The organism is uncultured Limosilactobacillus sp. (assembly GCF_934202705.1).
In the GTDB taxonomy this organism is placed as follows: Bacteria; Bacillota; Bacilli; order Lactobacillales; family Lactobacillaceae; genus Limosilactobacillus.
In genome coordinates, this window is sequence record NZ_CAKPYE010000001.1 from 160,201 (window position 1) to 178,604 (window position 18,404).

General features: G+C 40.1%; 26 protein-coding genes and 1 other annotated feature. Of the genes, 3 read left to right on the forward strand and 23 right to left on the reverse strand.

Going from position 1 to position 18,404, the window contains the following annotated elements:
* Positions 1-198 precede the first annotated feature (198 nt).
* The 3 genes from Q0C76_RS00740 to Q0C76_RS00750 form a co-directional block, all read right to left on the reverse strand.
* Positions 199-531 (reverse strand): helix-turn-helix domain-containing protein, encoded by a 333-nt coding sequence (locus Q0C76_RS00740; RefSeq protein WP_295728389.1) that lies wholly within the window; start codon positions 529-531, stop codon positions 199-201.
* Between the two features lie 30 nt (positions 532-561).
* Positions 562-1,068 (reverse strand): HD domain-containing protein, encoded by a 507-nt coding sequence (locus Q0C76_RS00745; RefSeq protein WP_295728392.1) that lies wholly within the window; start codon positions 1,066-1,068, stop codon positions 562-564.
* 86 nt (positions 1,069-1,154) lie between these two features.
* Positions 1,155-1,928 carry an RNA methyltransferase gene (locus Q0C76_RS00750; protein WP_295728395.1) on the reverse strand — a complete coding sequence of 258 codons (774 nt, stop codon included), beginning with the start codon at positions 1,926-1,928 and terminating at the stop codon, positions 1,155-1,157.
* Positions 1,929-1,987: 59 nt separating this feature from the next.
* Between Q0C76_RS00750 and Q0C76_RS00755 the strand changes: the two genes are divergently transcribed.
* From Q0C76_RS00755 to Q0C76_RS00765, 3 genes are all read left to right on the forward strand, one after another.
* Positions 1,988-2,266, forward strand: coding sequence for an acylphosphatase (locus tag Q0C76_RS00755; protein ID WP_295728398.1), 279 nt, complete (start codon positions 1,988-1,990; stop codon positions 2,264-2,266).
* Positions 2,267-2,392: 126 nt separating this feature from the next.
* The gene (gene yidC, locus Q0C76_RS00760) at positions 2,393-3,271 is read left to right on the forward strand and encodes a membrane protein insertase YidC (RefSeq protein ID WP_295728679.1); all 879 of its coding nucleotides are present in this window, start codon (positions 2,393-2,395) and stop codon (positions 3,269-3,271) included.
* A gap of 64 nt (positions 3,272-3,335) precedes the next feature.
* Positions 3,336-3,746 (forward strand): peptide deformylase, encoded by a 411-nt coding sequence (locus Q0C76_RS00765; RefSeq protein WP_295728401.1) that lies wholly within the window; start codon positions 3,336-3,338, stop codon positions 3,744-3,746.
* 160 nt (positions 3,747-3,906) lie between these two features.
* Here the strand turns inward: Q0C76_RS00765 and Q0C76_RS00770 are convergent, their stop codons facing one another.
* The 20 genes from Q0C76_RS00770 to mutM form a co-directional block, all read right to left on the reverse strand.
* The gene (locus tag Q0C76_RS00770) at positions 3,907-5,400 is read right to left on the reverse strand and encodes a HAMP domain-containing histidine kinase (protein WP_295728404.1); all 1,494 of its coding nucleotides are present in this window, start codon (positions 5,398-5,400) and stop codon (positions 3,907-3,909) included.
* 15 nt (positions 5,401-5,415) lie between these two features.
* Positions 5,416-6,102: a response regulator transcription factor gene (locus Q0C76_RS00775; RefSeq protein WP_295728407.1), complete on the reverse strand. Its 687-nt coding sequence runs from the start codon at positions 6,100-6,102 to the stop codon at positions 5,416-5,418.
* 136 nt (positions 6,103-6,238) lie between these two features.
* A complete protein-coding gene (gene rpmF / locus Q0C76_RS00780) occupies positions 6,239-6,418 on the reverse strand; it encodes a 50S ribosomal protein L32 (RefSeq protein ID WP_295728410.1) in 180 nt (59 codons plus the stop codon).
* Positions 6,419-6,471: 53 nt separating this feature from the next.
* Positions 6,472-7,023, reverse strand: a complete 552-nt coding sequence (locus tag Q0C76_RS00785; RefSeq protein ID WP_295728413.1) for a DUF177 domain-containing protein — start codon at positions 7,021-7,023, stop codon at positions 6,472-6,474.
* Positions 7,024-7,077: 54 nt separating this feature from the next.
* Positions 7,078-8,235 carry a nucleotidyltransferase gene (locus Q0C76_RS00790; protein WP_295728416.1) on the reverse strand — a complete coding sequence of 386 codons (1,158 nt, stop codon included), beginning with the start codon at positions 8,233-8,235 and terminating at the stop codon, positions 7,078-7,080.
* A 1-nt stretch (position 8,236) separates the two neighbouring features.
* Positions 8,237-8,980: a class I SAM-dependent methyltransferase gene (locus Q0C76_RS00795; RefSeq protein WP_295728419.1), complete on the reverse strand. Its 744-nt coding sequence runs from the start codon at positions 8,978-8,980 to the stop codon at positions 8,237-8,239.
* Entirely contained in the window at positions 8,981-9,337 is a 357-nt protein-coding gene (gene rsfS / locus Q0C76_RS00800) for a ribosome silencing factor (RefSeq protein WP_295728421.1), read from the reverse strand.
* Positions 9,337-9,954 carry a bis(5'-nucleosyl)-tetraphosphatase (symmetrical) YqeK gene (gene yqeK, locus Q0C76_RS00805; protein ID WP_295728424.1) on the reverse strand — a complete coding sequence of 206 codons (618 nt, stop codon included), beginning with the start codon at positions 9,952-9,954 and terminating at the stop codon, positions 9,337-9,339. Before yqeK ends, rsfS begins: the two co-directional genes overlap by 1 nt.
* A complete protein-coding gene (locus Q0C76_RS00810; protein WP_295728427.1) occupies positions 9,947-10,576 on the reverse strand; it encodes a nicotinate-nucleotide adenylyltransferase in 630 nt (209 codons plus the stop codon). Before Q0C76_RS00810 ends, yqeK begins: the two co-directional genes overlap by 8 nt.
* 12 nt (positions 10,577-10,588) lie before the next feature.
* Complete coding sequence (gene yhbY, locus Q0C76_RS00815; protein ID WP_295728430.1) at positions 10,589-10,900, reverse strand: ribosome assembly RNA-binding protein YhbY; 312 nt, start codon at positions 10,898-10,900, stop codon at positions 10,589-10,591.
* 18 nt (positions 10,901-10,918) lie between these two features.
* The gene (gene yqeH / locus Q0C76_RS00820) at positions 10,919-12,046 is read right to left on the reverse strand and encodes a ribosome biogenesis GTPase YqeH (protein WP_295728433.1); all 1,128 of its coding nucleotides are present in this window, start codon (positions 12,044-12,046) and stop codon (positions 10,919-10,921) included.
* Entirely contained in the window at positions 12,039-12,569 is a 531-nt protein-coding gene (locus Q0C76_RS00825; RefSeq protein WP_295728436.1) for a YqeG family HAD IIIA-type phosphatase, read from the reverse strand. Before Q0C76_RS00825 ends, yqeH begins: the two co-directional genes overlap by 8 nt.
* Positions 12,570-12,690: 121 nt before the next feature.
* A complete protein-coding gene (rplT, locus tag Q0C76_RS00830; protein WP_295728439.1) occupies positions 12,691-13,044 on the reverse strand; it encodes a 50S ribosomal protein L20 in 354 nt (117 codons plus the stop codon).
* Between the two features lie 53 nt (positions 13,045-13,097).
* Positions 13,098-13,295 carry a 50S ribosomal protein L35 gene (gene rpmI / locus Q0C76_RS00835; RefSeq protein ID WP_006916343.1) on the reverse strand — a complete coding sequence of 66 codons (198 nt, stop codon included), beginning with the start codon at positions 13,293-13,295 and terminating at the stop codon, positions 13,098-13,100.
* Between the two features lie 20 nt (positions 13,296-13,315).
* On the reverse strand, positions 13,316-13,828 hold the full coding sequence (gene infC, locus Q0C76_RS00840) for a translation initiation factor IF-3 (protein WP_295728442.1): 513 nt from the start codon (positions 13,826-13,828) through the stop codon (positions 13,316-13,318).
* A gap of 43 nt (positions 13,829-13,871) precedes the next feature.
* Positions 13,872-14,006, reverse strand: a sequence feature (ribosomal protein L20 leader region).
* A 56-nt stretch (positions 14,007-14,062) separates the two neighbouring features.
* Positions 14,063-14,977, reverse strand: a complete 915-nt coding sequence (gene dnaI / locus Q0C76_RS00845) for a primosomal protein DnaI (RefSeq protein WP_295728445.1) — start codon at positions 14,975-14,977, stop codon at positions 14,063-14,065.
* The gene (locus Q0C76_RS00850) at positions 14,977-16,359 is read right to left on the reverse strand and encodes a DnaD domain protein (RefSeq protein WP_295728448.1); all 1,383 of its coding nucleotides are present in this window, start codon (positions 16,357-16,359) and stop codon (positions 14,977-14,979) included. The genes dnaI and Q0C76_RS00850 overlap by 1 nt, the downstream gene beginning before the upstream one ends.
* Positions 16,356-16,829 (reverse strand): transcriptional regulator NrdR, encoded by a 474-nt coding sequence (gene nrdR / locus Q0C76_RS00855; RefSeq protein ID WP_295728451.1) that lies wholly within the window; start codon positions 16,827-16,829, stop codon positions 16,356-16,358. Before nrdR ends, Q0C76_RS00850 begins: the two co-directional genes overlap by 4 nt.
* Positions 16,830-16,883: 54 nt before the next feature.
* Positions 16,884-17,480, reverse strand: coding sequence for a dephospho-CoA kinase (gene coaE / locus Q0C76_RS00860; protein ID WP_295728454.1), 597 nt, complete (start codon positions 17,478-17,480; stop codon positions 16,884-16,886).
* Positions 17,477-18,310 carry a bifunctional DNA-formamidopyrimidine glycosylase/DNA-(apurinic or apyrimidinic site) lyase gene (gene mutM / locus Q0C76_RS00865; protein ID WP_295728458.1) on the reverse strand — a complete coding sequence of 278 codons (834 nt, stop codon included), beginning with the start codon at positions 18,308-18,310 and terminating at the stop codon, positions 17,477-17,479. Before mutM ends, coaE begins: the two co-directional genes overlap by 4 nt.
* Positions 18,311-18,404: the final 94 nt, after the last annotated feature.

Below are 18,404 nucleotides of genomic sequence, written 5' to 3' on the forward strand. Positions count from 1 at the left end.
CTTTCGTGATTAGATAACGGCTATCAACCGGATACAAACATACCAGCTCTGGAAGTGAAATTCATCGTAAAACCTAAAAACGACTTCCAGTTTATGAATCGTTTCTCCCTGTTAGATTTACCAGACTACTAGTTTCCATCGTTGCTGTTTCTAAAAGTTGGCTTTATTGTAAACTAATCCCCTCAAGAACGTCAAGAGTTAATCACACCACTTATCACTCCATACATGCACTGCACTCATTACCGGAGCCAGCTCACGTCCTCGCTCCGTTAATGAATATTCAATCCGGCTTTCTCCTGGAAACGTATTTCTTTGAACTATCTCTTCATCTTCAAGTTCTTTGAGACGTTCTACCAGGACGCGATCGCTACATTTGTCAACATGCGCCGCTAAATCTTTAAAGCGCTGTGTATGTTCATTTAATAGCACTTCGATAATCAACCCGTTCCACTTTTTCCCTAAAATTGTAAAGGTATGTTCGAAACGAGGACAAAGACAGAAATCATCCTGTTGACCATTAGAATGCTCCATAATTTGGCCTCCTTTTAATCAGCATTAAATTTATGAGAACTTTTTATATGAACGCTTATGCCAGCGAGCTTCAACTCGCATCCGAAGCGGGCTAAAGAATTCATGTTCAGCTTCGTAATCATCAACTAATGAAACAATTAAACTTTCCATGTATTTAGGCAGTGCCAAAGTAGCCCCAAACATATGTTTCAAAATGATATCCCGTTCTTTGTCATTCAAATTGGTGATTTTTTCCGCATTTCTCAAAGCCACCCGGGGATGAATAAAAGCATGTGACCCCAAGTCAAACTTCGTAGTTCGCCAATCATAGTAGAATAAATCGTGCAGTAACCCAGCACGCGCTGTGCTCCGATAATCAAGATGCATTCGTTTGGCAATCCGATAACTATCGTAAGAAACTGCAATGGAATGACGAAGGCGGTTTGAATGATGGTGTTGAGTATAATTTGCTAACTTCTGAACTGCTGGTTGAGCTAATAAATCTTGAACAATCGCAACATACTGCGCATCATTTTTCCACTCATCAGATGTTCTCATTGAGATCAGTTCTCCTTTATTAATTATTATCCATATTTTACACGATTTTATCGTAAAAAGGAATATTAAACTTACTTTTTATAAGCCTACTTCTCCCGATTTAACTGAAACATAAGAATTCCAGCTGACACCGCGACGTTGAGTGATTCTGCATTGCCACGCATTGGTATATATAAATTGGTAGTCGTTTGAGACAATAACTCCGCCGCCATTCCTTGACCTTCATTGCCCATCACTAAAGCAAAGTCATTACCAGGCTGAACTTCACGAAAATTTTTTGCTTGGGGGTTAAGTTGAGTACCGAAAACCGGATGTTGTGCATCTTTAAAATCATTAATCCACCGTTTTAAATCCGTAACTACCAAGCGAAGATGAAATTGACTCCCTTGCATGGAACGGACAACTTTCGGATTAAAAAAGTCTGCTGTTCGATTGCTGGCAACCACCCCCGCAAATCCGGCAGCATCTGCCGTCCGGACCATTGTTCCAACATTACCAGGATCCTGAACCCGATCCAATAACAGCCATGCCCCCTGCTTTGCATCTGGAACTTCACGAACATTAGGCAATTTTGCCACCGCCACAATTCCTTGGGGGCTACTGGTTTCAGTGATGTGCTTAATGACCTCCGAAGTCACCTCATACACATTTTGAAATCGTGCTACAATATCCTCATGTTGAGTTAATTCATCAGCAGTGCCAATTAAGGCAACTAACTGTTGGTTACTTTGGCTTGCTTCCTGAACCAGATGCCAGCCGTCTAGTAAATATTGGCCAAATTTTTTACGACCTCTGCGAGTTTGCAATTTTCGCCAATCTTTAACATGCTGATTATGAACAGACGTAATTTGTTCTTTCATTTACTTTCACCTCATTTTAGTAACGCAATTATACCATTAATTAAACGGGGGCGTTTCGCATGATTAATTATCATTTAATAGTGAGCGGCCGAGTTCAAGGAGTCGGTTTTCGATGGAGCACATACCAATTAGCTCAAGAATTAGCAGTTTGTGGATATGTGCAAAACCAATTGGATGGCACTGTTTTGATTGTAGTTCAGGGTCCTCATGAGCTAGTTCGTAAATTTGTTCAAGCTGTTCGTGATGGCGTTAATCAATTTGTCCGAGTTGATAACATCCAAATTAAACCGGGTAATTTAATCAAAGACCATCATTTTTCCATTAAGGAATCATGGTAATCAGACTGGAATTAACCACTTTTTTAGGGTAAGATACCCTTTGTATAACTTTAAAATAAAGGATTGAGTTGATTGAAAAAACAAAAACGCTGGTTATTAGCGACTGGATTACTGGGAACTTTAGTAATGCTCTCCGGGTGTGTGCGCACGACCAAGAGTGGCAAACCGTATGGCATGGTTTATGAGTATCTTGCCAAACCAATGCAGCATTTAATGGAGTGGCTTGCTAGTCACCTGGGCGATAATTATGGTTGGGCAATTATCGTTATCGTCATTATCGTTCGACTAATCTTACTTCCAGTAATGATGAGTCAAATGAAGAAATCGACACTCATGCAAGAAAAAATGTCAATGATTCAACCGCAATTGCGAGAAATTCAACGACAGCAAAAGGCAGCTAAAACACCTGAAGAGCAAGCTGCAGCTACTCAAGCAATGATGGCATTATATCGCGATAATAACATTAGTATGACTGGTGGGATTGGTTGTTTGCCATTGCTAATTCAACTACCAGTTTTTGCAGCATTATATGCAGCCATTCGTTATTCTCCAGATCTCTATCATGCTACGTTCATGGGAATCCCACTAGGGAAACCAAGTATTTTATTAGCTATTCTCTCATTTGTTGCCTACCTCTTCCAAGGATGGCTCTCCATGATCGGAATGCCAAAGAACCAACAAGCGCAAATGCGCATGATGATGTTAATGAGTCCAGTAATGATTTTCTTCATTTCAATGACCTCTTCTGCTGGATTAGGTCTTTATTTCTTCATTGGTGGATTGTTTGCAATTCTGCAAACGTGGCTGGTCAATGCTTATCGTCCACGATTAAAGAAACAAATTGCCCAAGAAGTTCAAAATCGTCCTGTTAAAAAACCAACGGTTCAACCGCAATCCGTCATAACAGAAGAAAAATCTTCTCATCAAGACACAATCCAACAATTAAAAAAGAAACCTAGTACACAACCGAAACGACGCAACGCTGGTAAACAACATCGAAAATAACTAACTAAGGGCCTAGAATCGTATTAAACGGTTCTAGACCCTTTTTCAAGGAGGTTTCACTATAATGATTAAGCCAATTATTCATGATCTCAAAATTCTACAAAAGCCTTGCGATCCTGCCAAACCTCAGGATTTACAGATTGCCCACGATTTACTCGATACTTTACAAGCTCATCGGCAAAACTGCGTCGGCCTCGCTGCCAATATGATTGGTATCTCTAAACAAATTATTGCAGTTTCAATTGGCCCTGCTCACATTGCGATGCTTAATCCGAAAATTATCCATCAACATGATCCATATCAAACCAAAGAAGGGTGTCTGAGTTTACCTGGCCAACGATTAACGACACGTTATCAAACGATCACAGTGAAATTTACTGATATTCAAGGACAACCACAACGCTTGACCTTAAGTGACTTTCCTGCCCAAATTGTTCAGCATGAGGTAGATCATTGTAACGGCACTTTAATTTAAAATAAAATTCTTCACGTGGTCCACAAATGGGCTGGAGTGCTCGGCAAAGCCGAACTCTCCAGCCCATTTGTTGTACTCCCATACAGACTTTTGTACATCAACAGGGTCCAAAATCGAATTCGTAATCAGTTCTTGTCCCGCTCACAATTCATAGACTACACTAATCTTTGTTGTCATGAACATGCTTAACAATTGGTAACGTAATGCGAAAAATCGATCCAGCACCGACTTGACTTTCTAAGGTGATGGTCCCTCGATATCCTTTGACAAGTCGCTCAGCAATTGAAAGGCCCAAACCATTGCCACCTTTCTTGCGACTACGTGCTTTATCAACCCGATAAAAACGGTCAAAAACTCGCTCAACATCTTCAGGGGCAATTCCTTCGCCAAAGTCCTGGACCGCAATTTCAACAGAATTATAATTTCGTGATAACGACAAATGAATTTCCTTACGATCAGTAGAATATTTCACCGCATTATCACATAAAATAATTAAAATTTGCTCTAAATGATCTCGATAAATGCTTACTTCCACATCCTGACGAAGATCATCGTCTAAAGTAAATTGAAAATCAGGATGAATCATCTGAAAATTGTTATAAACTTGTTCAACAACTTCCTCAACTTTTGTCGTTGCATCCCGAAATTTGATTTCCACCTGTTCAGCTCTAGACAGATCTAACATTTCCTGAACTAAATTATTCATGCGACTAGTCTCCGCCAAAGCTGCTCGAATTGAGTCTTCAAGAACCTTAGGATCATCTTTTCCCCACCGTTCAAGCATTTCCATATGTCCTTGAATAATTGCGACAGGTGTCCGCAATTCATGGGAAACATCGCCAACAAATTGCGACTGCTGATCAATATACCGTTGTGTACGATCCAACATTTCATTTAATAAACGACTTAATTCGCCTAATTCATCATTTCGGTTAGTTTCGGGAGCTCGAACATCCTTAGTTGGATCTTTAGTGACCACTGCTAAAGTCTTTCCAATATCATTCAGTGGTCTTAATAAAATATATGACAGCCCATATCCTAACAAACCGCTAAAAATAACGACTAAACACAGTGCTAATCCAACAATTAACAGCAAATGATGATAGTGATGATAATAATTGATCAGGGGGTTTTCAATTTGAACGTAACCAATTGTCCGTTGATTCTTAGAATCGCGAACCGGTGTCCAACCAACTATCATTTTATGGTTGTGCCAATTTTGTAGAACTACCCGTTCAGATGAAGACTTCTGAAATTTTTGGACAACTTTACCAGTTTGAAATAATAATTTACCTTGGGCGTTGAAAACTGCCACATTTTGATCGGCATCACTAAGTCCTTGCAATACTGGTCGATGATAAATTTGATCAGTGTAAGATTTTTGTTGCTCATCTAAAATCTTTTTTTGCAAGGTTGCACTGACCGTCGCACGCGTCAAATCGTGCTGATTAGGGTTACGCTTAAGTTGACGACTAATCGTTACCAAGCTTTGTTTTAACGAGGCTCGTTCCTGGTTTAGTAGATCATTGGTAAAAGAGCTAAAGATCGTTACCACAACTATTAGGCTAATGATTAGCGAGCCAATGGCCGTGCCAAACGCCCATTTCAACTTAAGAGAAAAAAACCTCTGTGGTTTTCGTTCTTGATCATCCATAAGCTACCTCCCGTCCTACGAACGGATTACATAGCCAGTCCCTCGAACAGTTTGAATATAACTCTTTTCTCCTGGGCGATCGATCTTATTCCGTAAATAACGAATGTAAACATCAACTACATTGGTTTCAACCTTCGCATCATATCCCCAAACTTTACTTAAAAGTTCTTGTCGCGACATCACCACGTTGATGTTTTCCATTAAAATTAACAGTAACTCATATTCGCGTTTAGTTAAGTTAATAACCTCATCGCCACGTCGGACAACTCGATTTTCTTTTTCAATTGTTAAGTCTTGGTACTGAACTGTCGTTTGATGGCTACTATTATTACCATCTTCAATACTAATTCGCCGAAGTAGCGCACGTACACGAGCTAATAATTCTTCAATCGCAAACGGCTTAACAATGTAATCATCAGCTCCATGATCAAGTCCAGAAACTCGATCAATAACAGAATCCCGCGCCGTCATGATGATAATTGGTGTATCTTTTTCTTCACGCACCCGTCGTGCCACTTCAATACCATTTAATTCTGGTAACATTAAATCTAATAAAATCACATCAAAATCTTCACTAAGGGCAGCCTCTAACCCAGCTCGACCATCAAGCTCAACGTCTGTTTCATAGCCTTCGTGTTTTAATTCTAAATTTACAAAGTTGGCAAGGTTTTCCTCATCTTCTATGATTAAAATCCGACTCATTTTTTCACCTTCATAATTCTTTAAATCACTATTAAGTTTATCATAATTTTCTCATTAAAGGTTCTAAATTATAAAATAAAAAAAGGCCTTCCCAGGTCCGGCGCCTAGAGAAAAGCCTTTATTAAAAATTGTAAGCCTAGTTGTTCTTAGCAACAACTTCCTTACCATTGTAGAAACCACAGTTTGGACAAACCATGTGTGACTTGCGAAGTTCACCGCAGTTTGGACAAGGTGCTAAACCAGGAACAGTCAACTTAATGTGTCCCCGACGGTTACGCTTACGAGTCTTTGATGTCTTTCGTGCTGGTACAGCCATGTTTGACACCTCCTTATATAATAAATTTTATCCACTTGGTTTTTAACCGTCCGCTAATCATCTGTGTCCTGATCAGGAAATAAATTTTTTAACTTAGCGAAACGTGGATCAACATGGTTAGTTTCCTGACGACCATCGTCAACTTCTTCCGTTAACGACCATCCTTGCCCAAAGGGTAACTGCTCATTTGATGCCTCGTCAGGAGTTAAAACCCGTGTTGGAATTTGTTCATAGATGTTTTCTATTAATGACTCATCAAAATCAATTAGCTGATGATCATATGACAACAAGAAAACAACCTCTTGATCATCATACCGCTTTAAATGGCTCTTTTCTACCGTATAAATTTCAGAATAGCTAAAATCGAGCGGTAATTGCACGGGTTCTAATGAACGCGATGACGGAACTGTAATTTGTCCCTTAACATGTGCTGTGACGGTCGCATCGCCACCATCATAAGTCACATACCCATCTACATCCATTGGCTGCGCATCCAAAATCTCATTTGGAAAGCGTTTAGTTAATGATGCTTTCAGATCAAAAGTACTACTAAAATGAAGTGGTTCTTCTGAATAACGATGCAATTCATTTAATGACCATTTCATAGTACTTACCTCCTAATGCAACGAGCCCAATTATACGCTGACCAACTATGAATGTCAACGACTTTTACTTGACACTTCTAAACGAAGGGGGGCTCGTTTTAAATCCTGCTCTACCGGCGTAAAGTTTTGGTACAGCTTTCCTGCACGATAATCGAGATTGAGCAAACCTTCATGACGGGTCTGATCAACCTTAACAATGAGTGGATACCGTAATTGCTTCTTAATTTCGTGTAAATATTGTTGACCACGACGGGTAAATCCTAAAACGTGGTGGTATGGATGCAAATTAACATTTGCCACTTCCTTAGCAGAAGCTTGAAGCACAACATACAAAAAGAGCCGCGTTAAATGAGCATAAGTATATCGCTTTGTTTTCGCATCTTTCATAAATTCATTAAAGGTTAAGTTTTGACCAGCCATTCGCTTAAGACGATATTCTAGTCCTTCTGACATTTGATAAATCCCAGCTAATTGGCTGATTGGTGCCTGAACTAGTTGATTTCGCAATAAAGGGTAAATTCGGTTCCAAGATGGTACCACCTTCAAACGATGTAATTGAGTTAAACCATTGGACGGTAATACTTGTTTTAAAGACTGCCAATTATGGTCTTGAACCGCCTGACGAATCGCACTGGCACTAGCAATTTCTCCTGATATTTCATGGTCATGATATTGACTACCCTTGCGTTGAATTGGGATCAGGTTAAGTTTAAAGCCATTTTTAACTTTAGCCTTTGTATAACTAAATGCCAAAATGTCATTAGGATCAACTAGCGAAACGCCAAATTGTTCACGCAACTGAGTATTAAATTGGGTGGCGTAAGTTTGATTAAATTGTTTAAATTGGGCAGTAGAAAAATGATCTTCAAAATGAACCATTCGTTCAAAATTCCAATCAGGATGCTCAGCACCAAACACTACGCTGTCCACCTGGAGATCAGCCAACAGCTTTAATGCCCCTTCTGCAAACCGGTCAGCGGGTTCGACTGCACTTGCTAATGGTAATTCGACTACGAGGTCAACCCCATTTTCTAAAGCTAAACTGGCCCGTTGCCACTTGTCTAAAATGGTGGGTTCTCCCCGTTGGGTAAAATTGCCACTCATCACTGCAATCACGACATCTGCATTAGTTAACTTACGTGCTTGCTGTAGATGGTATTGATGGCCGTTATGAAATGGATTATATTCAACAATTAGACCGACGGCTTTCATCTCATTCACTCTTTCGACACTTGAAAAACCAACGCGTTGTTTGTTTATCTGGAACCTGCTCACCATAATTGCTGGTAACATCAATGTCTTGAAAGCCACTTTCATGCAGGGCTTTAATAATCTGCTTAATCCGATATGATCGCTCAAAGTGTGTCTCAGTTAAACGATGATAGTCACCATTTACCTGACGATCAAAAAATGAAAGTTCGTGGATCACGCCATGCGGAACATCATCATTTTGGTAACTTGACCACATAAAAAAACGTTGATCATCATCAGACTGATAATTAAACATATAGCCGGGATAAATAACATCAGTTTGATATGGTGTGATGAGATCAAATAAAAACTGTCCACCAGCGACTAAATGCTGTTCTACTTGCGTAAACACTTGTTGAACTTCAGTTAAATTTTGTAAATAACATAATGAGTCCGCAAAACAAGTAATGATATCAAACATTCCCAGTTCCTGTAATTCCAACATATTCGCCTGCACCAGCTGAAGTTCAACATTTGCTTCAATCGCATGTTGTGAAGCCAGTGCTAACATTTCTTCAGATAAATCAGCATCTGTCACTTCGTACCCAGCTTGTGCTAACAACACACCGAGTCGCCCTGCACCACCTGCTAAATCGAGCACTCGCTCTCTACCATTAGTACTTGCACGAACGTACTGAAACCACTTCTGATAGAGCTCTTCATCAAAAAGCTCATCATAATATTGGGCAAAAGATCCATAAATCATCTAATCGTTAACCCATTTATCAATGTTAACCAATGGTGCATCCGACCATAATTTCTCCAAGTTGTAAAAATGGCGCGTCTCATCACGAAAAACATGCACAACAACATCGCCAAGGTCCACCAAAACCCATTGGGCAGCGTTTTTGCCTTCAACACTGCCAATCGTTAAATGTTCGTTATGTGCCATCTCAACAATTGCGTTGACAATCGCTTGAACTTGACGATCTGACCCTCCGGTCATAAGCACAAAATAATCCGCCATTGGACTAATCTGATCGACCTTTAATGCAACAATATCTTCCGCACGTCGACCATCAGCTGCTTTAATCACTTTTTCCAATAATTTTGTACTGTCCATTAATTAATTTCCTTTCTATACTTTGGTACCCAGGCGTTATATGTATCAATTGTCTTCGGATAGACCGGCTTACCCTTTTCAACTAAGTATTCAAGAGTGTGTTTCGTTTGATAGGCCACCCCGGCTGCCAAATTAGTTTTAGTAATTTGGCGTGCTTCTTGAACACCCGGAAAATCACGCCCGGGTTCAATATAGTCTGCCATATAGATAATTTGTGCTAGCTTAGTCATATATCGAGCACCAGTAGTGTGTTGGCGAATCGCATTCAGAATGTCTTCATCATGCACTCCTAACTCACCTTTTACCATTTCAGCACCCACTACGCCGTGCCAAATTGCGTTTCCATACTGAAGCAATTCTGGTGCCATTTGATGTTCATGAATAATTTGAATGAAATCTTTATCTGGTCGTTGCTTCGCATAGTCATGACATAAACCGGCAACACTAGCTTTTTCAACATCAACATTATTTAATTGAGCTAACTGAATTGCCATTTGTTCGACTCGACAAACATGTTCAAATCGTGATGGAGATAGTGCTGATTTCAAACGACTAATTAATTCGACCCGCGTTAGCGGTAGAAGGTGCTCATGATAGATTGTTTGTTGCTTAGTCAATGTATAACTGATGCTCCTTAATATATTGTTCAACTTTTTCTGGAACCATGTATTTAATTGATCGACCATCGTGAATCCGTTGACGAATATCGCTGGATGAAAAATCTACTTCTGGCACATCCACCCAAATAACCGGAAATTCACTATGGTTGCGTGCCCCAGGTCGGTGGACACCCACAAAATTCACTATTTTGAGCAAATCTTGAATTCGATACCACTTCGGTAGGTAGTCAACCATATCACCGCCAATAATAAAATAGTAGTCCACATCGGGATGGTGTTGCTTTAGTTCACGAATTGTATCAAAAGTATAACTCACACCACCGCGTTCAATTTCGGTCAACTCCAGTCCCAAAAATGGATTCCCGTGAATCGCCAACTGCAGCATTTCAACGCGTAGTTTAGCAGCAATCGCACTTTTTTTATCAACGTGCGGTGGGATCATATCAGGCATCAATAAGACTTTATCTAATCCTAAAGTCCTGCCAACCTGATCCGCAACCAGGAGGTGAGCATTGTGAACCGGATTGAATGTGCCACCATAAAGTCCGATTCGCTTCCGTCGCTTCACGTTAACTCGCTGATACTCCACTTTCGGTACTGTTTGAACAGTCGCTCGCAAAACTACCGCTCCTTAAATCTTTTTTACTCTTAATGAAACATTTCTGCACTCAGGTTGATCAGATTCTTTAAACAAGACTAGCACGCGACCAATAATTTGAACAACATCAATCCTACTATGTGCTTCAATATAATTACGCACATCATCAGTCGTTACATCAGCATTTTGCAGAATATTTACTTTAATCAGTTCACGGCGATTAAGTGCACCATCTAATTGTGCAAGCCATTCCGGTGTCAAGCCATTTTTACCAACACTAAAAATTGCTTGAAAATGATTAGCCTGTGCTCGTAGGTAACGTTTTTGTTTTCCCCGTAATTTCAATTCCATTCTCCTTACTAATTAAATCATTGCTCGACGTGTCAGAACTCGTACGCCCTTGGGTGCCCAGCCAGTAATTGAAACTCCAGCTGGAACTGTAATCCATCCTAAACCTTCATAGACAAGATCAGTTTTTTCATTAGTTGAAAATTCAAAACGTTCCAATGGTGGAATTTGATTACGGCTTTCTTTACTTGGTGGGGTTAGTAAATTACCCAGATGCTTAGAATAAAACGAATCCGCATTCTGCAACTTTGTCCGATGTAGCTTAAGATTATTATCAAAATATGCAACTACACCATTTTTAGATCCCTGTAAAAAATCAAAACGACCAATCCCACCAATAAAAATGGTTTGCCCAGCAGATAATTGATATGTCCGCGGTTTAATTTCCTTTTGCGGTGCCACAAGTTTCAAGTCTTGCGCCGGCAATACATGTGCCATTTGATGCTGATGAATGATTCCAGGAGTATCAATTAGCTCCTGACCATCATCAAGTGGAATTTCAATTTTATCAAGAGTCGTCCCTGGAAAGCGGGAAGTCGTAATTAAGTCTTGAACACCTGTCCGTTGTTTAATGATTTGATTAATCAACGTTGATTTTCCAACATTTGTGACCCCCACTACATAGACATCGCGATGATTACGATATTTTTCAATCGTCGTTAATAGCTCTTCAATTTGGTGGTTTTTCTTTGCCGAGACTAACAATGTATCGATTGGACGAATACCTGCTAGATTAGCCTGTTGGCGAATCCAATCACGCAATTTTGAACGGCGTAAAGAACGTGGCAATAAATCTTCTTTATTACCAACTAATAAAACCGGGTTATCACCAACAAACCGGTGAAGTCCAGGGATCAAACTGCCGTTAAAATCAAAAATATCAACCACATAAACAATTAACGCCCGGGCATCTCGAATGTGATTCAACAATTGTAAAAAATCATCATCAGTTAAGGAAACCGGTGCAATTTCATTATAGTGACGTAACCGAAAACACCGTTGACAATATAATTCATTAGTTTCCAATCCTTTTTTTACCGCTGCTGTCGGCGTATAGCCCAGTTTATGAGGATCAGTCGATTGAATTACTGCTCCACAGCCAATGCAGCGTAATTCTTCACTCAATTTAATTTGTTCAGTCATTCAAATCCTCCTGCCAAGTTAGTTCTGGATATTGATTAAGCAAGTCTTTCATCACAAACTTTTCAAAAAAGCGATTGATCCGCGTATCCCACTTGTCCGTGTTAATTAATGGTTGAACCAAAATTGACCGTACCCCTGCCACGTTCGCAGCCAGCATATCCGTCATTAATTGATCGCCAACCATCACAACTTCACTTTTTGATAGTCCTAATCGCTGACGCGCAGTACTGATGCCAAAACTAAGTGGTTTTAATGAACGCGACACAAATGGCAACTGAAGGTGTTGAACTGCCTTAGCAACCCGCTGCGCACTGTTGTTTGAAACAACAATTAAAGGAATGCCTGCCCGACGCAAATCAGTCATCCATTGCCTTAATTCGGGAGTTCCATCCGGATTGTTCCAAGCAATCAAAGTATTATCCAGGTCGGATAATACTGCCTTAATCCCCTGCCGTTTTAATTGATCAGGTGAAATATTATAAACTGTTTTGACCATCCAGGTTGGTTTAAATTTTGCTATCAATGTCTTACCTCATCTTTTGTTAATCAATCTAATTATAACGATTGACTAAGAGTGGTTCAATTAATAAAAAAAGATTAGGGTCACTGCTCTGGGTTCCCCTAATCTAACTAAAATTAATGGATTAGTTTAAAGCCTTCTTAGCTTCATCAACAACCGCTTTAAATCCTTCTGGGTCGTTAACTGCTAAGTCTGCTAACATCTTCCGGTTAATGTCAATGTTGGCAAGCTTTAAGCCATGCATTAACTTGCTGTAGCTAATATCGTTCATTCGTGCACCAGCATTGATCCGTGCAATCCATAATTCACGGAACTTACGCTTGTTAACCTTCCGGTCACGGAAAGCGTAAGTGTAACCCTTCATTACTTGATCCTTAGCAGTCTTGAAAAGACGATGTTTTGATCCAGTATAACCCTTAGCTAACTTCATAATGCGCTTACGACGAGCGCGTGTAACTGTTCCACCTTTAACTCGCATAGTGGTAACCTCCTAGTTTGATTTGTATTGTTAAATTTATTTAGCAGTATGCATTACTTCGAAGGAAGCATTTTCTTGAAACGCTTTACGTTAGTCTTGTCTAACATACTAAGGCCACGTAATTGGCGACGTTGCTTCTTGGTCTTACCGTGGAAACGGTGACTAGTAAATGAGTTACCACTCTTAAAACCGCCTTTAGCAGTCCGCTTAAAACGCTTTGCAGCAGCGCGATTAGTCTTCATCTTTGGCATAACTATTTCCTACCTTCTCTTTATTTTTTTGCCTTATCTGTAATTGGGGCAAGTGTTAAAAACATGCTCCGTCCTTCCATCTTTGGTCGTTGAACAACGGTGGCAATGTCTTTAGTCTCATCTGCCATCTTTTCAATCATGTCACGACCGATATCCTTATGCGTGATCGCCCGACCACGGAAACGTAACGAAACTCGAACCTTATCACCTTTAGCGATAAATTTGCGAACACGATTTAACTTTACATTAAAATCATTCGTATCAATCGTTGGGCTCAAACGAATTTCCTTAACTGCTTGAGTTTTTTGATTCTTACGAGCTTCACGTTCCTTCTTTTGCATCTCAAAACGATACTTTCCGTAATCCATAATTCGGGCAACCGCCGGACGTGCCTTTGGTGCAACAAGTACTAAGTCTAAATCAGCATCTTCAGCTAACTGTAAGGCTTCCCGCTTGGACTTAATCCCTAATTGATTACCATTTTGGTCAATCAAGCGAACTTCTCTGGCACGGATACCGTTATTGACATTCATTCCTTGAGCTATGGCAATACACCTCCAATTTTGATAACGAAAGAACAAGCAAAAAAAGCGGAATGCAATGCACCCCGCTTGAAAATACTAAACTACGCAATTAGTCTAGCTTCATTCAACTCGTCAGCCCGGCAACTCTGGTCACCAAGGCGAGAAGCGGGTGCTTCTGCTTTTCTTTCAACAAATAATAGGTTAATCAATTTCTGTAATTTTGTCAAGCATAAAAATCAAACTTTAGCCCTTTTGACGAAGGTTTGGCCCAATCATTTTTACTTCACGAGATAAGAAACGAATTCGTTCCATTATGCGCTGCGCTTTCAACGGTTCATTATTACCGTTACTATCTTGTGCTAAATGATCAGTCAATTCATCTAATGAAAAGTTAGAACTAAAAAAGGTCGGTAGCTCTTCCTGCATTCGATATTCTAAAATCACCCCTAAAACTTCGTCACGCAACCAGGGAGACAAAGCATCCGCTCCAATATCATCCAACATTAAAATTGGTGCTTGCTTTACTTCATCCCGATCTTGTTCAGTTGTATGGCGAGCAATTGAGCCTTTCATATTGACCGCAAAGGTTGGAAAATGAACTAACATGCTGTTAATTCCTTGATCAGCAAGTTCATTGGCAATTGCGCCTAATAAATATGTCTTGCCAACCCCAAAGCTACCAGAAAGGTACAATCCTGGTGTAAAGTCATGATTTTGAGTGTAATGATTAATAAATCTAACTGCCGCATTGAGCGCTGCTGTTCGACCCTCGTTACTAGTATAGTAATCATCCAGTGTTGCCCGTTCAATAAACTTTGGCATATATCGCTTACTAACGCGCCGCCGTTTTGCTTGAACTGCTTGTTGCTCTAATAATTCAGTAGTTGGGACATAGGTAACATCAATTTGTCCCGCGGATATCAATAATCGCGGAGTGTAACCCGGAGCAACGCTAGGGGTACCATTTTGAGCCAGATGTTTTTCATGAACGTATTCATACAACTTAGATCGTCCTCGTTGAATATCTTCACTCGTTAAACGATCTTGGTTATTGTGAAGAAACTGTTTAACATCTTCATCAGCAAACACTTCCGCAAAAATTTGATCTGTAGCATTCTGCTTGCCTTGGCTTTTTAAAAACTTCCTTAATGGTTCCACTAGTGTTCACCCCCATTTCCTTGATCTTGCTTATTACGATTCTTTCGTAATTCGGCCAATAGTCGCTTTGATTCAGCAAGCTGTTCTGGCGAAGCCGATTTAGCCTTGGGCTGATAATCCTTTTTCGCCCAATCAGGTAATTTTTCCTGAACATTTTTCTTACGCCCATTTCGAAAAAATGGGCGACCATTTTTTTGTCGTTGTAAACGTGCAGCCTTATGCTGCTTAATCTCGTTAAAGGCTTCCAATGAGTTTGTAACCCCAGACCGGCTCCAATTATTAGCAATCGCATCCGCCAAATTAGCTTTAACGGTTGCGAGTCCTTGCTCACCAATAATATACCATAGCAGGATATTAATCGCTCCATTTGATAAACCGCTCTGTTGAACTAACCTTTCCACAGTATAACGTTCTGATGAACTAACATAACCATTAGTTTGCTGCTTTAGCTGAGTGAGAAACTCCATTGGTGCTTGTGATTCACATAGCTGAATCAATGACTGAACCTGCTCAGACAGGCCCGCCATCGCGATTTTATCAACCTTTTGATTATTTATTGGTTGCTTTTGAACATGTCCCGCATTCCGTGCGCGCTTTTTAAATTCTTCCTCATTAAATTGATCATCAACTACATCAACGGAACGCTCAATTAATCTTGCGATAGCTAATTCATCGTAACCATATGTCAAATGTTCTACTAAGATTAATCTCCGATACTGGTTTACAATTTCTGGATCAATTCCCGCTCCAGATAATTGTTGCGCCACAAAGTGCAAATCAAAAGCATCTTGCGGAATTGAATTCGTCGGTACCCGTTGATTGGTTGCTTGCTTAATCTGGTTTTGCGTCTCTTGTAGAACTTCATCCGTTGACGATTGATCTCGATTCGGGTGAAAGACTTCAAAAAAAGAATGACTAACGTTTTCTAAATGATCAATATTTAAATATCTGGCCACAGCAGCCTTTCCCAAACGTTTAAATTGATCTGAGCCAACCATTTCCAACAACTGAACACTCAGCAAATCATCCTTCATAAATGCAGCGGGTGTTAAGGTTGGATGTAGCTCAAAAACAGCAACCACGCCTAATTCATCACTTCGTGAAAATGTTTTTATTAATCCAACCGCCTCTAACTGGGTCAACGCTTCATTGACAGAGCGAATGCCCGTATTTAACTGTGTTAATAAATGACTCACTGGCTGTCGTTCAGAAAGTAGCGGTTGCCCCTTTAATTGATACTTTAAAGCTGAAAAAAGCCCCAGCGCATTGGGACTCATCAATGGTAAATAATAATCCACAAAAGTTTGATCATTATTATTAATAAAATCAACAGCCGCACTTACTACATACCCAGTTTTGGGAGTTAACTGAAACTTTGTCATTTTTGATCACTTCGTTTGTCATTACCAATCATCGTTTTTAGTTCACTCATAAAAGCATCCACATCTTTAAATTGACGATAAACGCTCGCAAAACGAATGTAAGAAATTTCGTCCACGACTTTTAACTCACTCATCACGTATTTTCCAATCAACTGACTAGACACTTCAGTTTCTCCCAAACGACGCACTTGGCTTTCCACTTTATCTGCAATTTTGGTCAATTGTTCCATACTAACCGGGCGCTTTTCAGCAGAACGCACTAATCCGTTGAGAATTTTTTGACGATTAAACTCTTGCCGTGTCCCGTCTTTTTTAACAACTAACAGTGGCGTTTCTTCATACCGTTCAAAGGTTGTAAAACGAAAACCACAATTAGCGCACTCACGACGGCGACGAATGCAAGTACCATCTTCACTCGGTCGACTGTCAATCACCCGAGAGCCGTTTTTATGGCAGTGTGGACATATCACGCTGGTGCCCTCCTTAATCCAAGCTTACTAAACAGACTTTATTATACCACATTCCTAATTTTGAACGCTTTCTAGCCATTGCTGTACTTGACGTTTAGTTGTTTGGAGGGTTGAATTATTGTCGATGATTACATCCGCTCGCTTAATCTTCACAGCCATTGGTAATTGACTATTAATTCGTGACTTTGCCTCTGTGACTGTTAATTGATCCCTGTTCATCAACCGTTTTAACTGAACTTGATGAGAAACAGTCACTACTAATACTAGATCGCATAATGGATCATAGTGTTGCTCAAATAATAACGGTGCATCTAAGAACACTAAGGCCGCCCCTGCTGTTCTGTGTTTCGTCAGCTGTTTAATGATCTTCTGACGAATTAGTGGTTGTAGCAAGTCATTTAAAGTCTGCATCTGTTGATGATCATTAAAAACCAACTGGCCTAATTTATGTCGATCTAGTTTACCATCTAACGTTACAAATCCAGTACCAAACGTCGCGATAACCCTCTTGAGACCAATCGACCCCGGTTCGACTACCTGTCGAGCAATTTGGTCAGCATCCACAACAGGATACCCGAGTCGCCTTAAATAATTACTAACGGTCGACTTACCTGAAGCAATTCCCCCGGTTAATCCAATGATTTTTGTCATTTTTCAATCAGTTCTTGACAATGCGGGCAATAGGTAGTTCCCCGTTGAGCCACTTTAATCTTAATCATCTTGGTACCACATCGTGGGCAGGGTTCACCGCCATGATCATATGCTTTAAGGTAGTCTTGAAAACCACCGGCATCTCCAAAGGCGTTTTTGTACGTATGAACCGTAGTCCCCTTATGTTCGGTTGCCGTAGCAACTTCCTTAATAATATTTTCACGCAACACCTTCGCTTGCTGGTGAGTCAGCGTATTGGTAGCCTGTTCTGGATTAATCTTACTCATCCATAATACTTCGTCACAATAAATGTTGCCTAATCCTGCAACGTGGCTTTGATTAAGGAGAAACGGCTTGATTTTTCCACGACTTTTATGGAGAATCTTTTCAAAATAATCAAGTTTAAAGTCTTGTTCAGTTGGTTCTGGTCCAATGGTCCGCAATCCGCCATAATTCATTTCTTGGCCTGTCGGTACTAACCTCATTCTCCCAAATTTTCGCGTATCACGATAGCAAAGATCTGTCCCATTCTCGAAATGAAAAATTACATGAGTGTGCTTATCAACGGGTAGTCCAGTTTTTTGTTTAAAATAACTACCCTCCATTCGTAAATGGGAAATCATCGTCAGGTGATTGGAAAATCTAAATAGCAAATATTTGCCACGCCGATCTACCCGCTCAATCGTTTGACCAACTAGTGCTTCGCGAAATTCTTCAACATCGTTTTCAATCGTTTTACCATAGTTAATATCAATTCCAATAATTTGATGACCATCCGCCAGCTGATTGAGACCACGACGGACAGTTTCAACTTCAGGCATTTCTGGCATTCTTCGGCCTCCACATCTTTTTTAGAACCATTATAATCTATCAAATAAAATTTGCAAATTAAAACACCGGTCACCTTTTCCATCCAGCTAACCA

Coding starts and splice junctions, on each gene's coding strand:
- Q0C76_RS00770 (WP_295728404.1), bottom strand. CDS start 5,400: ATGGATGATCAAGAACGAAAACCACAGAGGTTTTTTTCTCTTAAGTTG.
- rsfS (WP_295728421.1), bottom strand. CDS start 9,337: ATGGACAGTACAAAATTATTGGAAAAAGTGATTAAAGCAGCTGATGGT.
- coaE (WP_295728454.1), bottom strand. CDS start 17,480: ATGACAAAAATCATTGGATTAACCGGGGGAATTGCTTCAGGTAAGTCG.
- Q0C76_RS00850 (WP_295728448.1), bottom strand. CDS start 16,359: ATGACAAAGTTTCAGTTAACTCCCAAAACTGGGTATGTAGTAAGTGCG.
- rplT (WP_295728439.1), bottom strand. CDS start 13,044: ATGCGAGTTAAAGGTGGAACAGTTACACGCGCTCGTCGTAAGCGCATT.
- Q0C76_RS00795 (WP_295728419.1), bottom strand. CDS start 8,980: ATGATTTATGGATCTTTTGCCCAATATTATGATGAGCTTTTTGATGAA.
- Q0C76_RS00765 (WP_295728401.1), top strand. CDS start 3,336: ATGATTAAGCCAATTATTCATGATCTCAAAATTCTACAAAAGCCTTGC.
- mutM (WP_295728458.1), bottom strand. CDS start 18,310: ATGCCAGAAATGCCTGAAGTTGAAACTGTCCGTCGTGGTCTCAATCAG.
- yqeH (WP_295728433.1), bottom strand. CDS start 12,046: ATGACTGAACAAATTAAATTGAGTGAAGAATTACGCTGCATTGGCTGT.
- Q0C76_RS00775 (WP_295728407.1), bottom strand. CDS start 6,102: ATGAGTCGGATTTTAATCATAGAAGATGAGGAAAACCTTGCCAACTTT.
- infC (WP_295728442.1), bottom strand. CDS start 13,828: ATGAATGTCAATAACGGTATCCGTGCCAGAGAAGTTCGCTTGATTGAC.
- Q0C76_RS00790 (WP_295728416.1), bottom strand. CDS start 8,235: ATGAAAGCCGTCGGTCTAATTGTTGAATATAATCCATTTCATAACGGC.
- Q0C76_RS00750 (WP_295728395.1), bottom strand. CDS start 1,928: ATGAAAGAACAAATTACGTCTGTTCATAATCAGCATGTTAAAGATTGG.
- yidC (WP_295728679.1), top strand. CDS start 2,393: ATGCTCTCCGGGTGTGTGCGCACGACCAAGAGTGGCAAACCGTATGGC.
- rpmF (WP_295728410.1), bottom strand. CDS start 6,418: ATGGCTGTACCAGCACGAAAGACATCAAAGACTCGTAAGCGTAACCGT.
- rpmI (WP_006916343.1), bottom strand. CDS start 13,295: ATGCCAAAGATGAAGACTAATCGCGCTGCTGCAAAGCGTTTTAAGCGG.
- Q0C76_RS00755 (WP_295728398.1), top strand. CDS start 1,988: ATGATTAATTATCATTTAATAGTGAGCGGCCGAGTTCAAGGAGTCGGT.
- Q0C76_RS00740 (WP_295728389.1), bottom strand. CDS start 531: ATGGAGCATTCTAATGGTCAACAGGATGATTTCTGTCTTTGTCCTCGT.
- Q0C76_RS00785 (WP_295728413.1), bottom strand. CDS start 7,023: ATGAAATGGTCATTAAATGAATTGCATCGTTATTCAGAAGAACCACTT.
- Q0C76_RS00745 (WP_295728392.1), bottom strand. CDS start 1,068: ATGAGAACATCTGATGAGTGGAAAAATGATGCGCAGTATGTTGCGATT.